This is a genomic window from Peribacillus sp. YIM B13477 (assembly GCF_042787955.1).
GTDB lineage: Bacteria > Bacillota > Bacilli > Bacillales > DSM-1321 > Peribacillus > Peribacillus frigoritolerans.
In genome coordinates this window covers 195088-208064 of record NZ_JBHZPD010000002.1, presented here as the reverse complement: position 1 = coordinate 208064, position 12977 = coordinate 195088, and the positions used below count along the sequence as shown (strand labels likewise).

General features: G+C 41.2%; 18 protein-coding genes. 13 read left to right on the top strand and 5 right to left on the bottom strand.

Going from position 1 to position 12977, the window contains the following annotated elements:
* The first annotated feature begins 209 nt into the window (after nt 1-209).
* From ACFX4H_RS07695 to ACFX4H_RS07680, 4 genes are read left to right on the top strand one after another with little or no spacing between them, the layout of a single operon-like run.
* Nucleotides 210-641 (top strand): YlbD family protein, encoded by a 432-nt coding sequence (locus tag ACFX4H_RS07695; protein WP_249597848.1) that lies wholly within the window; start codon nt 210-212, stop codon nt 639-641.
* 12 nt (nt 642-653) lie between these two features.
* Complete coding sequence (locus tag ACFX4H_RS07690) at nt 654-896, top strand: YlbE-like family protein (RefSeq protein ID WP_034313959.1); 243 nt, start codon at nt 654-656, stop codon at nt 894-896.
* A gap of 60 nt (nt 897-956) precedes the next feature.
* A complete protein-coding gene (locus ACFX4H_RS07685; protein WP_052137469.1) occupies nt 957-1382 on the top strand; it encodes a hypothetical protein in 426 nt (141 codons plus the stop codon).
* 60 nt (nt 1383-1442) lie between these two features.
* Nucleotides 1443-1892, top strand: a complete 450-nt coding sequence (locus tag ACFX4H_RS07680) for a YlbF/YmcA family competence regulator (RefSeq protein ID WP_034313957.1) — start codon at nt 1443-1445, stop codon at nt 1890-1892.
* Nucleotides 1893-2064: 172 nt separating this feature from the next.
* On the opposite strand, the gene ACFX4H_RS07675 is transcribed toward ACFX4H_RS07680, so the two are convergent.
* Nucleotides 2065-2388 (bottom strand): hypothetical protein, encoded by a 324-nt coding sequence (locus ACFX4H_RS07675; protein WP_034313954.1) that lies wholly within the window; start codon nt 2386-2388, stop codon nt 2065-2067.
* A 138-nt stretch (nt 2389-2526) separates the two neighbouring features.
* Between ACFX4H_RS07675 and ACFX4H_RS07670 the strand changes: the two genes are divergently transcribed.
* Nucleotides 2527-2802, top strand: coding sequence for a YlbG family protein (locus ACFX4H_RS07670; protein WP_034313951.1), 276 nt, complete (start codon nt 2527-2529; stop codon nt 2800-2802).
* A gap of 54 nt (nt 2803-2856) precedes the next feature.
* Here the strand turns inward: ACFX4H_RS07670 and ACFX4H_RS07665 are convergent, their stop codons facing one another.
* Nucleotides 2857-3246, bottom strand: coding sequence for a DUF7147 family protein (locus tag ACFX4H_RS07665; RefSeq protein WP_034313948.1), 390 nt, complete (start codon nt 3244-3246; stop codon nt 2857-2859).
* 471 nt (nt 3247-3717) lie between these two features.
* On the opposite strand from ACFX4H_RS07665, the gene rsmD reads away from it, so the two are divergent.
* A complete protein-coding gene (gene rsmD, locus ACFX4H_RS07660; RefSeq protein ID WP_034313946.1) occupies nt 3718-4293 on the top strand; it encodes a 16S rRNA (guanine(966)-N(2))-methyltransferase RsmD in 576 nt (191 codons plus the stop codon).
* The gene (gene coaD / locus ACFX4H_RS07655) at nt 4294-4785 is read left to right on the top strand and encodes a pantetheine-phosphate adenylyltransferase (protein WP_034313942.1); all 492 of its coding nucleotides are present in this window, start codon (nt 4294-4296) and stop codon (nt 4783-4785) included.
* A gap of 39 nt (nt 4786-4824) precedes the next feature.
* On the opposite strand, the gene ylbJ is transcribed toward coaD, so the two are convergent.
* Nucleotides 4825-6042 carry a sporulation integral membrane protein YlbJ gene (ylbJ, locus tag ACFX4H_RS07650; protein ID WP_241637068.1) on the bottom strand — a complete coding sequence of 406 codons (1218 nt, stop codon included), beginning with the start codon at nt 6040-6042 and terminating at the stop codon, nt 4825-4827.
* Between the two features lie 269 nt (nt 6043-6311).
* Between ylbJ and ACFX4H_RS07645 the strand changes: the two genes are divergently transcribed.
* Both ACFX4H_RS07645 and ACFX4H_RS07640 read left to right on the top strand, forming a co-directional pair.
* A complete protein-coding gene (locus ACFX4H_RS07645) occupies nt 6312-7109 on the top strand; it encodes a patatin-like phospholipase family protein (RefSeq protein WP_034313939.1) in 798 nt (265 codons plus the stop codon).
* Entirely contained in the window at nt 7099-8124 is a 1026-nt protein-coding gene (locus ACFX4H_RS07640; RefSeq protein ID WP_241637067.1) for a SepM family pheromone-processing serine protease, read from the top strand. The genes ACFX4H_RS07645 and ACFX4H_RS07640 overlap by 11 nt, the downstream gene beginning before the upstream one ends.
* Nucleotides 8125-8215: 91 nt before the next feature.
* On the opposite strand, the gene ACFX4H_RS07635 is transcribed toward ACFX4H_RS07640, so the two are convergent.
* A complete protein-coding gene (locus ACFX4H_RS07635; protein WP_063591697.1) occupies nt 8216-9421 on the bottom strand; it encodes a nucleotidyltransferase in 1206 nt (401 codons plus the stop codon).
* 219 nt (nt 9422-9640) lie between these two features.
* On the opposite strand from ACFX4H_RS07635, the gene ACFX4H_RS07630 reads away from it, so the two are divergent.
* The 4 genes from ACFX4H_RS07630 to ACFX4H_RS07615 all read left to right on the top strand — a co-directional run bounded on the left by ACFX4H_RS07630 (nt 9641) and on the right by ACFX4H_RS07615 (nt 12014).
* Nucleotides 9641-10162 carry a YceD family protein gene (locus ACFX4H_RS07630; RefSeq protein ID WP_034313932.1) on the top strand — a complete coding sequence of 174 codons (522 nt, stop codon included), beginning with the start codon at nt 9641-9643 and terminating at the stop codon, nt 10160-10162.
* A 65-nt stretch (nt 10163-10227) separates the two neighbouring features.
* Entirely contained in the window at nt 10228-10401 is a 174-nt protein-coding gene (gene rpmF / locus ACFX4H_RS07625; RefSeq protein WP_034313929.1) for a 50S ribosomal protein L32, read from the top strand.
* 70 nt (nt 10402-10471) lie between these two features.
* On the top strand, nt 10472-11314 hold the full coding sequence (locus ACFX4H_RS07620; RefSeq protein WP_312008984.1) for an enoyl-CoA hydratase/isomerase family protein: 843 nt from the start codon (nt 10472-10474) through the stop codon (nt 11312-11314).
* Between the two features lie 79 nt (nt 11315-11393).
* Entirely contained in the window at nt 11394-12014 is a 621-nt protein-coding gene (locus ACFX4H_RS07615) for an RsfA family transcriptional regulator (protein WP_241637066.1), read from the top strand.
* Nucleotides 12015-12058: 44 nt separating this feature from the next.
* On the opposite strand, the gene ACFX4H_RS07610 is transcribed toward ACFX4H_RS07615, so the two are convergent.
* Nucleotides 12059-12547 (bottom strand): N-acetyltransferase, encoded by a 489-nt coding sequence (locus ACFX4H_RS07610; RefSeq protein WP_034313924.1) that lies wholly within the window; start codon nt 12545-12547, stop codon nt 12059-12061.
* Between the last annotated feature and the right edge of the window lie 430 nt (nt 12548-12977).

Below are 12977 nucleotides of genomic sequence, written 5' to 3'. Positions count from 1 at the left end.
GGGTCCGTTTTCTTGTTGTGGATCATATTTTAAAAGGTCCCAACCATTTGCATTCCCCTCGATGAGGATCGTTTGCCAATGGAGGTTTTTACATAACGAACTTGGATTCCGCAGTCACGCCCCATTCCATTAGTAATGGAATTTATGCACTTTTTATCTACCTTTAGCATATGGTGCAATAGGCGATGTCTAAGTGTGAGGTGAGAGTAATGGCAAAAAGAAAGCGGCCCTCCGTGGATGGATTTCGGGAGTTTGTAAAGGAACATCCTCATTTAGTGAATGAAGTGAGAAGCAAACAAGCAACATGGCAGGAACTTTTTGAAGAGTGGTATTTACTCGGAGAAGATCATCCACGCTGGCAGGCTGACGGCAGTGTGGGTGAGCCTAAAGAGAATACAGGATCTCAATCACTGCCGGTTGAAAAGGGAGACCAAAGCACTGAGTTGATCGGTTCGTTAATGAATGCCGTTAAAAACATGGATATGGGGCAGATTCAACAATATATTACGAATGCCAATCAGGCCATCGGTGCAATCCAAGGAGTGCTATCTGCTTTCCAAGGGAATAAATCAGGTGATACCAGTCCTCCCCCAAAAGAAAAAGAGCAGAGAGCTAACCCTTTTTTATTCACCAAAGATTAAGGAGGGTTTTTCATGCGCCAGAATATATATGAATTCATTCAAACAAACGAAGATATGCGAAATTATTTGAGGGTTCAGCCTGCATGGTACAAAAGATTAATGCGTAATCCACATGAAGTGGATGTGTTTGAAACCGAAGCTAAATATTATTTTGAGAAGTCGATTCCACATCGGGTCTCTAAATTTTCGGAAAGCGTTCAGGTTGCCTCAATGATGCTTCATATGTTTCAAGCGATGAATGCTCCAAGTGAATGAAGAAAGTAAGAGTAAATTACTCCTTTTGGCGAACAATAAAGGCAAAAGGGGGACGATGGAATGAGAAAGTTGATATTGGCTCTAACAGTGTTGATGGCAGCGACGGGTTGTGGCAAGAAAATACCTGAACCTGAAAACTCAGGAGTAGCCATACAAGGTGTTTCTACACTAGAGGCTGCCACCACTGTATCGAGCATCCAAAACTCAGATGAGGACTTTCGGGTAAAAACATTTGTAAAAGGCAACTCCGTCTATGTTGAGTGCTACTTGAAAAACTATGGTTTTTCTGAATCAAATCCTGAACAATTGGCAACTGTGTCCGTATTTATTGATAATCAAAAGAAAGTCGATATGAAAACGGCAGCATTTATCGTAAAGGATGTCCCGAATGGCATGCATAAAATAAAGCTGGAGATTTTGAACGGTGCAGGTGAAAAAACAGGGCTGCAAAAAGAGATTGAGGTACATATCACTTCCTCGATTTAATCAAACCATTAGCATCTAAAAGAGAGAAATGGTAAAATGGTTGTGGAGGTGAGCTTGTTAATGCTTGCTACTATGGAAATCATCGACATTTTACATCAGGCTGATGGATTAGCTGAAATGATCCTTCATTCTGAAATAGGAGAAGAATATCTCCTTAGTTTATATAAATTACAAAAAGACAAAGAGGCCCAGGGGATTATTTCCAAGTTTACTTCGCTCAAGGATCTATTTGAAGATGTTCAAAGGTTCGGTAAATATCACCCGGATTATAAACGCATCAATTTAGAAACGAGGCAAGCTAAACGAGACATGGATATGCATCCTGCCGTTGCAAGGTTTAAGCTGGCGGAGACAGAATTGCAATCCGTTCTTGATGAAATAAGCGGAAGAATTGGCCGAGCTGTTTCTGAACAGGTCAAAACCCCGGCTGGGAATCCATTTTTTGTTTCATCCGGCGGATGTTCGACGGGAAGTTGCGGAACCGGGGGAAGTTGCGGGTGCTCTGCTTAAGGTAATGGCCAGATTGGGACCATTCAGGCCGGTATATAACATGCAGCCATCGAAATTCGACATTACTATGGAGTTCGGTGGCTGTGTCATGTTTGGAACCTCGCCGAGACATGGTCATGAACCGATGCATGAACTATCATCTTACATATTTCGGTTACGTGGCAAAAAGCGATTAACTGCGATATAAAATACAATCCGGACAAAGGTTGCCGCAGCAAAACATCTTTTTCTGCGGCACATAAAAACGATGCCGGAATACATATAAATGTTCTTCCTGCCGTACGAAAATGGTTTCACAATGAAGCTGCTTGCCACGCATTGAAAGGCTTGCGGCTTTTTTTATTAAGAGAGAAAGCTTACCATCATCATTTGGTGCCGGATGATAATGGATATATATAAAGGGGATTCCTGTGAACTTTTTTATCGAAGCTTGGGTAATTTCATCATTATCTAATAGATGCACAATAAATTGATGCCAAATTTGGTTTAAATCCATCGTTTGTTTGGCTCCCTTCACAGTGTGTATATTCATAATAGTGAGAGAATTTTGTTTATAATCTTTTTTTCTTGGTTGAAAGTAAAGATTCTGCTATGCTACACTTAGTTAAAACCTTTATAAAAGGGAGTTATTGATATGCTTGGAGCGAGACAGGGAATCATCGTCTATTTACATACATTGAAACAAGCCAAAATGCTTAGGAAATTTGGAAATATCCATTATGTTTCAAAAAAGTTGAAATATGTCGTGCTTTATACGAATATGGATGAAGTGGAACCACTTGTGGAAAAACTGAATAATTATTCGTTCGTTAAAAAGGTGGACCTTTCTTACAAGCCTTTTTTGAAGGTGGAGTACGAAAACTCCAAACCGGATAAAGCGAAAGAATATGATTATAAAATGGGAATTTGAAAAAAGCTGACTCATGCGGAGTCAGCTTTTTCATTTTCAGGGCAGCAACATCTTTCAACCTAATGGCGGCAGATATCTATTCATTCGCAAAATGCCGATTAAGTGCTGGTAGTACAACTCGATTTCTGCAAAGAGCACCGAAGGTTTCACTTCGATTTCAATAATTGGCCTATCCAGTTCCTCAGCCAAGTTCTCAAAAAGCTCATAGCGTTTGTTTTTGGTGGCATGTGGGTTAGGGATACCTTCACGGCAAATGTAAAGCGGCTGGAATTTCCCGGGATCTGTGGGCTCCATGACGATGACCAATGACGTTACCTTTTTATCATTTATAGTAGTATGCATGGCCAATAGCCTTGCAACTCGATGTTTCTGATTGCGGCCTACTTCCAGCAACTCATATATATCGGAATATCCTTGTCCAATTTCAATAAAACGTTGAATCAATTAAACCTCTCCTAACTAACTTATTATTCATTACTTTATCATTATCCCTCATAAAAGAGAAGGACAACTTCATTGACGAATGATGACAAAGGAAATTTGGAATAAGTGGTTTATCAATAAAAAAAAGCCCTGCAAAAATATGCAGGGTCCTTCTATGTCTAACTAAGGACCAGAAGGCAAAGGGAGAGGAGAAACCGGAGGAAGAACTTATGGGGAAACGTAAGCCTTCTCCGCGGTTGGCAACAACACCTAAAAAGGAATGTTGTTATTCACATTATTGCCAAAAACCATTTTATTATTCATGATGTAAAAGATTTATAAAAAGAATGGATATCTTCTATCCATGGTACGAAATGATATGTTCTTTTCATCATGGAAATGAAGGCAAATGGGTTTAAATATTGGCTAGCTTTTTCTAATATGTTAGGATAGGAAAGTAACAGAAATTTGTCATAAAATGTGGTGAGAATGATGAGGGTCGTTTCCGGAATTTGCAAAGGAAGACCACTTAAGGCTGTACCGGGTACAGGAACCCGGCCGACTACTGATAAAGTCAAGGAATCCATTTTTAACATGATTGGTCCTTATTTCGAAGGAGGGCTGGTCCTCGACTTGTTTGCCGGAAGCGGTGGACTGGGAATTGAAGCGTTAAGCAGAGGCATGGATAAAGCCATATTTGTCGACCGGGATTTTAAAGCAAATCAAACGGTTAAGGCTAATTTGGAACTATGCAAGTTTTCAGACCGTGCAGAAGTTTATAAAAATGATTCAGAACGTGCATTAAAGGCTTTGGTGAAAAGGGAAATGACTTTTGAATTGATTTTTCTTGATCCACCTTATAAGAAACAAAAGCTAGTCGAGATTCTTGAAGAAATACATAAATACCGATTGCTGAACGATATGGGATACATTGTTTGTGAGCATGGCCATGATGTTACTTTGCCAGAAAAAGTTGGTGACTTTACCGTTAAGAGAAAAGAAGTTTATGGCGTCATTGCCGTTACGATTTATCAATGGGGAAACGTACACGAACAGGGGGAACTATGAATGTCCAAAATAGCGATTTGTCCGGGGAGTTTTGATCCAATAACATTTGGTCATCTTGATATCATTCAAAGGGGAGCGAATGTTTTTGATGAGGTATATGTCGTCATCGTGAACAATTCAGCGAAAAATTCTCTTTTTACAGTGGAAGAGAGACTGGAACTGATTACTGAAGCGACTGCCCATATGCCGAATGTTAAAGTGGATTTCTATCAGGGATTGACGGTCGACTATGCTGAAAGCGTTTCCGCGAATGCCATCATCAGGGGATTGAGGGCGACTTCTGACTTTGAATATGAAATGCAGGGAACTTCGATGAACCGATTCCTTAACAATAAAATAGAGTCATTCTTTATCATGACGAAAAATCAATATTCTTTCTTGAGTTCAAGTATCGTGAAAGAGGTAGCGAAGTATGGTGGGGATATTTCTGAACTAGTGCCAAGTGTCGTCCAGAAAGCTCTGGCCAAAAAATACGAGGAACTGAAAGGATAGAAAAAAGAGCATTGCCAACGGGCAATGCTCTTTTTTGGTTTACGAAAGGCCTTTGAATAGCCTTTTGGTAAATATGATGATGTATAGGATCAAAAACACGAGTGTTAGAATGGGACCTATATCAAGCATGCTTTGATATAGGGAATTCGCGTGTTCACCGGATCCGCTGACCGGGAATGCGTTTATCGGGCTGCCGCTGTACATTTTGCCTTTATAGAATGGTTCCCAAAGCAGGATGGTGATAATGGATGCAAGAAGGCCATGTGCAATCCTGGCCAGAAAAAAGGGAGTGAAACGAATGTCCGTTGCTGCAATGATGCTGGCAACTTGCGCTTGGATGCTGAACCCGTTGAAAGCTAAGATGAAACTTGTCATCACGGTTTGCTGAAAGAGTGTCGCCTCTTCGACCGTGCTGGTTAATTTTGAACCTAGAGTCATTTCAAACATGCCTGATATGAAGGGAAGGCTTAAGGAGTCCGGGAAATTAAAAATATGTAGAATTCCTCCGACCCCAGATGCTAGCAATCCGGTGATGTTCATATGAAATAAAAGCTTGTTCACCACAGAAAAGAGAATGATGAACCCCCCGATCATCAATAGGGTTTGGATGGATGAGAGTACCGCATCTCCAAGTAAACTGCCAAATGGCCTTGTTTCTTTTATTCTGGTACGATGCATTTGACCAAAGGCTTGTCTTATGGAGGGGAGCTTGGTCAGTTCTTTTGCATGGGATTTTTCTTCTTTCCAACGGTAAAAACGCATGATGATGCCTACACAAATATTTCCTAGGTAGTGGGAAAGGGCAAGGATGATCCCTAAATGAGGGTTGTGGAAAAAACCAACGGCAACGGCAACGAATAGGAACAATGGATTGGATGAATTAGTAAAACAAACGAGTCTTTCAGCTTCAATGCGGGTCAATTGTTCTTCTTGACGAAGCCTTACAGTGAATTTCGCCCCGGCTGGAAACCCTGATGCAAGTCCCATCGCCCAAACGAAACCTCCCACTCCTGGTACACGGAATAGGGGACGCATAAATGGTTCAAGCATGACACCAATGAACCTGACAACCCCAAAACTGATTAATAACTCCGAGAAAATCAAGAAAGGCAGAAGCGAAGGGAAAACAATTGTCCACCAAATATTCAGTCCGCCTTTGGAAGCTTCAAAGGATTCTTGGGGGAAGATGATCAAGCCAACTGCCATCATCGTGACGGAGGTAGCTAACAGTACTGTTTTAGATTTTGATTTTAGCAAAATTCAGCCTCCTCTTGAAGGTTACTAAATAAGGGCAGTTCGTTTCGTATATAATAAAATATGAACTTCTTTTTCTCGAAAAGTAAGCGCATGATGGAATAAGGATTGTACCGACATGTAAAGAGGGATGATCCGCTCAATGGAATATATCTGCCATGCTTGTTTCACTGTCAATATAAATAATATGCTTCTATAAATCCGTTTAAGACCATAACTTTGAATGAGTGTTATTTCAATATTTTGAACTAGTTAAAGCGGGAGGGATATCTTTGTCGAAACCAAAAGTCGGGCTTGCACTTGGGTCAGGAGGAGCTAGGGGGTTTGCACATATTGGCGTGATAAAGGTATTGCAGCAAGAAGGCATTCCGATAGATATGATTGCTGGAAGCAGCATGGGAGCAATGGTTGCAGCCTTTTATGGAGCGGGGTCGGATATCGAGAGGCTGTATAAGTTGTCCCGTGCATTTAAGCGGAAGTATTATTTGGACTTCACCATACCTAAGATGGGCTTCATTTCGGGTAAGCGGACAAAGGATTTAATCAGGGTATTTACATATGGCAAGAAATTTGAAGAACTTGATATTCCTGTGGCGGTGGTAGCCACTGATATAAAAACGGGGGAAAAGGTCATTTTTCAGGAAGGTCCCATCGCACCGGCAGTAAGGGCAAGCATCTCCATTCCCGGGATTTTCATTCCCGAAAGAATCGGAAACAGACTGCTTGTTGATGGCGGCGTAGTTGACAGGGTTCCTGTTTCAGTTGTGAAGGATATGGGAGCAGACATCATAATTGGTGTGGATGTAGCTCACGTGAAACAGGATATGGAGATAAACTCCATATATGACGTCATCATGCAAAGCCTCGATATCCTGCAAATGGAGCTGGTTAAAAGCAGGGAGTTTGCTTCAGACGTCATGATACGCCCCAGGGTTGAGAAATACAGCTCGAAATCATTTACAAACGTACAGGAAATAATTAGTATTGGAGAAGAAGCAGCAAGAGGTAAGATTGATCAAATTAAGCAGAGCATTGTTACTTGGAAGGAGTCCTTTGAAGATGAGCCGTAAAACGTATGTACGCACTTTCCTGGTGGTGGCTATACTTCTCATAGCATCAGCCCTTTATTCCCTACCTTTTTATGTATCGAAACCAGGAATGGCTAAAGAATTGGAGCCAATCATTGAGGTATCCGGGGGAGATGAAGCAAAAGGAAGCTTTATGTTAACCACTGTAAGGATGGGCCGGGCTAATATATATTCCTACATGATGGCGAAGTGGAGCAAATATCAGGAGCTTTATCCGGAAGCCTCCATCAGAAGCGAAGATGAAACAGATGAAGAATATAATATCAGGCAGCTCCACTTAATGGATGGTTCTAAAAATAATGCCATTAAGATCGCATATGAAAAAGCAGGGAAAGAAGTCGAATACGAGTACCTGGGTGTATATGTTTTGGACGTGCTAAAAGGAATGCCGGCAGCAAAAGAGCTGAAAGCGGGCGATCAAATTATTCAAGTTGATGATGTTAAATTCAAGTCTGCACAGGAATTCATGGATTATATTAACGGAAAGAAGGCCGGAGATGAAGTTAAAATAGTTTATAAGCGGGAAGAGACGGAGAAAACGGCTGTTCTTTCATTGCAGCCTTTTAAAAATGATCCAAATAGAGTAGGAATCGGCATTTCGCTGGATGACAATCGAAGAGTGAACACAAAACCGGCGATTGCCATAGATTCAGAACATATAGGCGGTCCTTCGGCTGGTTTAATGTTTTCGTTGGAAATTTATAATCAATTAACGAAAGGCGATCTTACAAGTGGATATGACATAGCGGGTACGGGCACGATGTCTGATGATGGGACAGTCGGTCCAATTGGCGGAATCCAACAGAAAATTGTTGCAGCCGATAAGTCTGGAGCCGAAATATTCTTTGCCCCGAATGAAAACGGAGCAGCGGGTTCGAATTATGAAGATGCACTCATTGCAGCAAAGGATATTGACACTGACATGAAGATCGTGCCGGTTGACAACTTTGAAGATGCAGTAGCCTATTTAACGAAGCTAAATGGAAAAGGAAAATGAAAAAAAGCGCAGGCAGTAATCTACTGTCTGCGCTTTTTTCATGATTAGCTTTTTACACTTAAGGATGAAACGGCCAAGCTTGAATCCTTCTTCATTTGAAAATGATGGGAGATTCATATTCACGTTTCATCAATGCAGCTTGATGCGGCTCGGGCAAGCCCAGGGCATACACCTGTGCTGCTCGCAAGTCCGAATCGATGTCCTGCTTCCGATAGGAAGAAAGTTTAGAGATGAGAGGGAGGGGCAAGCCTTTTTTTACAGAACGAAGATATTCTTGCCCCCGGCCATTCATGCCAAGAAGTCTGATATAGGCCGGTTGGTCATTATGAATTACCTGTTCCTTGAATGTATGCGTCAATATATGGACACACATCCGCTGCAGCCGTGTCCATGTGTAGCGTTTTGTCTTCAGCGCTGCCATGAATCCAGAAAAGCTCGAAGATTGTTTGGCCATCTCCTTCATTCGGTGCTCTATGCCTTCCTCAACTTCGTATATTCCTGCCAATTCGGTTAAAGAGGAAGAAAGGATACGGTATTTCAACATGGACCAATACATTTCCCAGTCATGCAAGGCATGGTAGCGCGTTAAATATTGCTCAAGGCCACTCATCGTCGCTTGAGGAATATAACTGGAAACAGAATGTAATTCCTGGTGTTCATGGATGGCTTTACGTATCCCCGTTGCGCTGGCAATAGGGTCTTTGGACAACTTTGTTTCATGGTACCCTGCAGCGACCCTTTGAATCGTATAAGGGCGAATGGAGTAGCCGTTTGAAAGGGCAGCACTTACATATTCTTTTCCAAGGATATTATTCGGCTTCGTCAAATCCAATGCCGCATCACCATGGATGATCGAACGATAAGCCTGGGCAGCACTTGACGGATAACTATTACCGGCATCCATGGCCGATTTGATTGCGGCATCGAATGCAGCGGAATTTTCCGAAAGGATTCTGTGGGCGATGATGAATGGTTCAATTTTGCCATCCTCGCTTCCGAAGCAAAAAGAGTCACAGCCTAGCGATTCCAAAAGAGCAATAGATCCTTTTGCAAATATTTCAGCCTTCTGTGTCGCGAAAGCATATGGCAGCTCAATGACAAGATCAATGCCGCCATTCAAGGCCATTTCGGCGCGTGTCCACTTGCTGACGATAGCGGGCTCCCCACGCTGTAAGAAGGGCCCGCTCATAACAGCGACAACGACATCTGCCCCTGTTTTTTCTCTACTTTCTCTTGCATGTAAAACATGTCCATTGTGAAAAGGGTTATATTCGACTACTAAACCGCAAGCTTTCATTCGTTCACCTCAGAGAAAAACTTTGTATTTTATCAACTTAGTGCTAAAATAGTATTTCAAGTAAAATTACTATAAGTAATCGTCTGGATTTTTTGTTAGAAATGATTCATTAAACTTAGACAATCAGTTAGGATGACTACATTATAGTGTAAAGAAAAAATATTGACAAACTTATAATTGAAAGCTATAATTATTTTTGTTGCCTTGAGGTGATTTCATTTGAAATGGACGATTAGTCAACTTCAAAAAATTCGGGACAAAGATTTACGGTTTGATGAACTGGTGGATGTCTTGGACATTAGAGAAAGAGACCCGCAAATTCGCGATGTTTCTCCGATCAGAGTAGAAGGAAGAGCTGATATCAGCTCGACCGAGATTACTTTTCACTTGCATCTTTCAGGTGAATTAACATTACCTTGCTCCCGTACACTGGTAGACGTTAAATATCCGATTGATATTGATACAAAGGAAACCTTTCTTTTAAAGGCAGATGGCACAGATTTCTACGGAGATGATGTCACTGTTGTGGAAGGCGACGTTGTAGACCTAATACCGGTAATTAAAGAAAATTTATTGCTAGAAATTCCGATGCAGGTTTTTTGTGAGGATGTCGATTCGAATGAAGCTGCTCCTCAATCTGGGAAAGACTGGGCTGTTATTTCCGAAGAGGAAAATGAGCATAAGGTTGATCCGAGATTTGCAAAGCTTGCCGACTTTTTTGACAACAATAAAGAATCTTGATTGGAACGAAAAATCGTTAATCCGATTTTTCCAGCTTTTTTATATTTTTTAAGGAGGTGGGAATAATGGCTGTACCTTTTAGAAGAACGTCGAAAACTGTAAAAAGAAAACGTCGTACACACTTCAAGCTTCAAGTACCTGGTATGGTAGAATGCCCGAGCTGTGGTGGAATGACTCTTTCACATCACGTTTGTAAAGAATGTGGAACATATAAAGGAAAAGAAGTTGTCGCAAAATAATTTCTTGACCTACTTGAGAGCTCAGCTCTCTTGATGCAACACGCTAATCAAAGCGCAGGGATTTCTCTCTGTGCTTTTTTTACAAATGTATTTGGCAGAATATTTTGAATCATTCGCGTTTGCCGATGATTTTGGAGAAGGTGTTTACATGGATCAGGTGATTGAAGTTGAAAAGGGTAAAAGCGGTTTCATGAAGCTCCTATTTAATAGGCCGGAGAAAAGGAATGCCGTGAATTATCAGCTGATGGACGACCTTGAGTCGATATTATCGGAAGCTGCATGCGATGATGAAGTTAAGTTGCTGGTCCTGACCGGGGCGGGCTCTGAGGCGTTCTGTTCAGGCGGGGATCTAAGGGAATTTCAGGATTTGCATACAGAAGAAGAGGCCTTTGCTATGTTATCTAAAATGGGTGAAATTCTGTATAAACTAGCAGTATTCCCAAAACCGACAATAGCGCTAATCAATGGAAGTGCTTTCGGCGGCGGATGCGAAATAGCGACAGCTTGTGATTTCAGGTTAGCAAAGAGGGAAGCTAGGCTAGGGTTTGTACAAGGTACCCTAGGAATAACGACTGGCTGGGGCGGAGCTTCGCTTTTACTTGAAAAAATACCAGAGCAAAAAGCGCTAAAGCTATTATTGGATGCAAAAATACATAAAGCTGAGGAAGCGAAGGAACTTGGTTTCGTAGATGAGATAGTCGGAGAAGGTACGGATGGATGGGAATGGTTTGCGGAAGATTTTCTTCGCCATGAGACAGGGGTATTGATGGCCTATAAACGATTGCTGGTACATAAATGGCAGGATGGCGGGCTTAAAGGAAGAATGGATGCGGAAATCCGGGAATGTTCCAAACTGTGGGCGAGTGATGAGCATCATGCTGCAGTCGAGCGTTTTCTAAATAAGAAAAAATAAATATTACACGCTCTATATATCTTCTATCTTTCCTAGCATGTGCATATTATGAATTAAAACTTGCTAAGGAGGTAGAGAGATGACGATTGCGAGACAAGATGCATGGACTCATGATGAGGATCTGTTGTTGGCTGAAGTGGTACTGAGGCATATACGGGAAGGCAGTACACAATTAAAGGCGTTTGAAGAAGTGGGGAAACAGTTATCGAGGACATCTGCTGCTTGTGGGTTCCGTTGGAATTCATTTGTTAGGAAGCAATATAAATCAGGGATAGAGCTGGCGAAAAAACAAAGGAAAGAACAGGTAGTCAATAATCCTGAAGTGGAAAGGGTTTCGATTGCAACGGTCGAAAATGTCACGATTGAAGAAATAACGCCCGAGCATGAAGATAAAGAATCTATTACCCTTCAGGAAGTTATATTATATTTAACCAAAATGGATGAATTCTTTCAGCTTGATAATAAGGAAAAAGAACGGATTTCTGAGCGTTCCCTATTTCTTGAACGGGAAAATGTCCGATTACTGGAAGAGAATGTCCTGCTTAAGGAAAACCTGAAAGCTGTTGAGGAAGATTATCGTGCGTTAATGCAGATCATGGAGCGCGCAAGAAAACTTAGTGTCCAGGAGGACGAAAAGGCGAATCCGAAGGTGAGTTTCCAAATGGATAAGAATGGTAATTTGGAAAGAGTCAATAAATAAAAAATGCGGGTGGGAAAATCCGCCCGCATTTTCTTGATGCTTCATTATTCTTGTGTATCTATTTCTTTCTTATCTTGTACGTCAAATGGGCTCCAAATCAGCGGGTTTTCTCCGAGGTCCCTGTCCAAATCATAGGAAACGGCAGAAAAACCCATCTTTTTCCAAAAGTCTTGTGAATGGACTCTTGGGTTAGTTTTGATAGGCATGTTCAGGCTTTTGGCGAATTCGACCAAAGCTCTTCCATAACCTTTTTTCTGATAGTTAGGCAGGACTTCAAGTTTCCAAAGAACAAGGAAATCCCTGGAATTGTCAAAATACTGGTCGAATTTAGCGCTTCTTTTATAAAGGCTCATTCGAGCTACAAGTTTATCGCCATAAAAGATTCCGTAAAAAGGTGATTGGCTGTCATTTTCAATGATGTTACCTTCTAAATCATCTAGCATGGACAGTTCCTGTATCCCGTATTCTTTGAATTTTTTGAATTCCTCAAGCGTTTTAAAATTTACAAGTAATCGTTCAACCTTGTATTCCATAAAAAAGCTCCCCCTTAATTCTGATAAACCTCTTCCGATAGTACCCTGAAAGTCATCCCACTGATCTTTGCCATGTGGAATTTCAACTTAGGTTAAATCTAGTATGACATCATCGACTTATCCTAGCTTACTAAATGCTTATAGCCTTTTATTCCCCGCCCTTTTCCCTTCAATTTCTTTTGGGGTGAGTTTGGAGTTATCTTTTGTTCCTGTAAAGTCTTCAAAATGGCTAAGCTTTTCGTATCTAATATACCATTAAATTAACACTTAAAGAAGAAAATATTATATCTTCAATGGCGTATTAATCATTCTTTCCATTGGTATTTTATGACGAGCCATCGTTAATGGAAGTTCCATCGTTTCATTCAATCGGATTGGCTGTGTTTTCCAACGATGGGAAAATTCGTGCAGGCTAAAAAAGATAATGTGA

Coding starts and splice junctions, on each gene's coding strand:
- ACFX4H_RS07690 (WP_034313959.1), top strand. CDS start 654: ATGCGCCAGAATATATATGAATTCATTCAAACAAACGAAGATATGCGA.
- rpmF (WP_034313929.1), top strand. CDS start 10,228: ATGGCTGTACCTTTTAGAAGAACGTCGAAAACTGTAAAAAGAAAACGT.
- ACFX4H_RS07680 (WP_034313957.1), top strand. CDS start 1,443: ATGCTTGCTACTATGGAAATCATCGACATTTTACATCAGGCTGATGGA.
- ACFX4H_RS07610 (WP_034313924.1), bottom strand. CDS start 12,547: ATGGAATACAAGGTTGAACGATTACTTGTAAATTTTAAAACGCTTGAG.
- ACFX4H_RS07695 (WP_249597848.1), top strand. CDS start 210: ATGGCAAAAAGAAAGCGGCCCTCCGTGGATGGATTTCGGGAGTTTGTA.
- coaD (WP_034313942.1), top strand. CDS start 4,294: ATGTCCAAAATAGCGATTTGTCCGGGGAGTTTTGATCCAATAACATTT.
- ACFX4H_RS07670 (WP_034313951.1), top strand. CDS start 2,527: ATGCTTGGAGCGAGACAGGGAATCATCGTCTATTTACATACATTGAAA.
- ACFX4H_RS07640 (WP_241637067.1), top strand. CDS start 7,099: ATGAGCCGTAAAACGTATGTACGCACTTTCCTGGTGGTGGCTATACTT.
- ACFX4H_RS07675 (WP_034313954.1), bottom strand. CDS start 2,388: ATGGATTTAAACCAAATTTGGCATCAATTTATTGTGCATCTATTAGAT.
- rsmD (WP_034313946.1), top strand. CDS start 3,718: ATGAGGGTCGTTTCCGGAATTTGCAAAGGAAGACCACTTAAGGCTGTA.
- ACFX4H_RS07615 (WP_241637066.1), top strand. CDS start 11,394: ATGACGATTGCGAGACAAGATGCATGGACTCATGATGAGGATCTGTTG.
- ACFX4H_RS07635 (WP_063591697.1), bottom strand. CDS start 9,421: ATGAAAGCTTGCGGTTTAGTAGTCGAATATAACCCTTTTCACAATGGA.
- ACFX4H_RS07685 (WP_052137469.1), top strand. CDS start 957: ATGAGAAAGTTGATATTGGCTCTAACAGTGTTGATGGCAGCGACGGGT.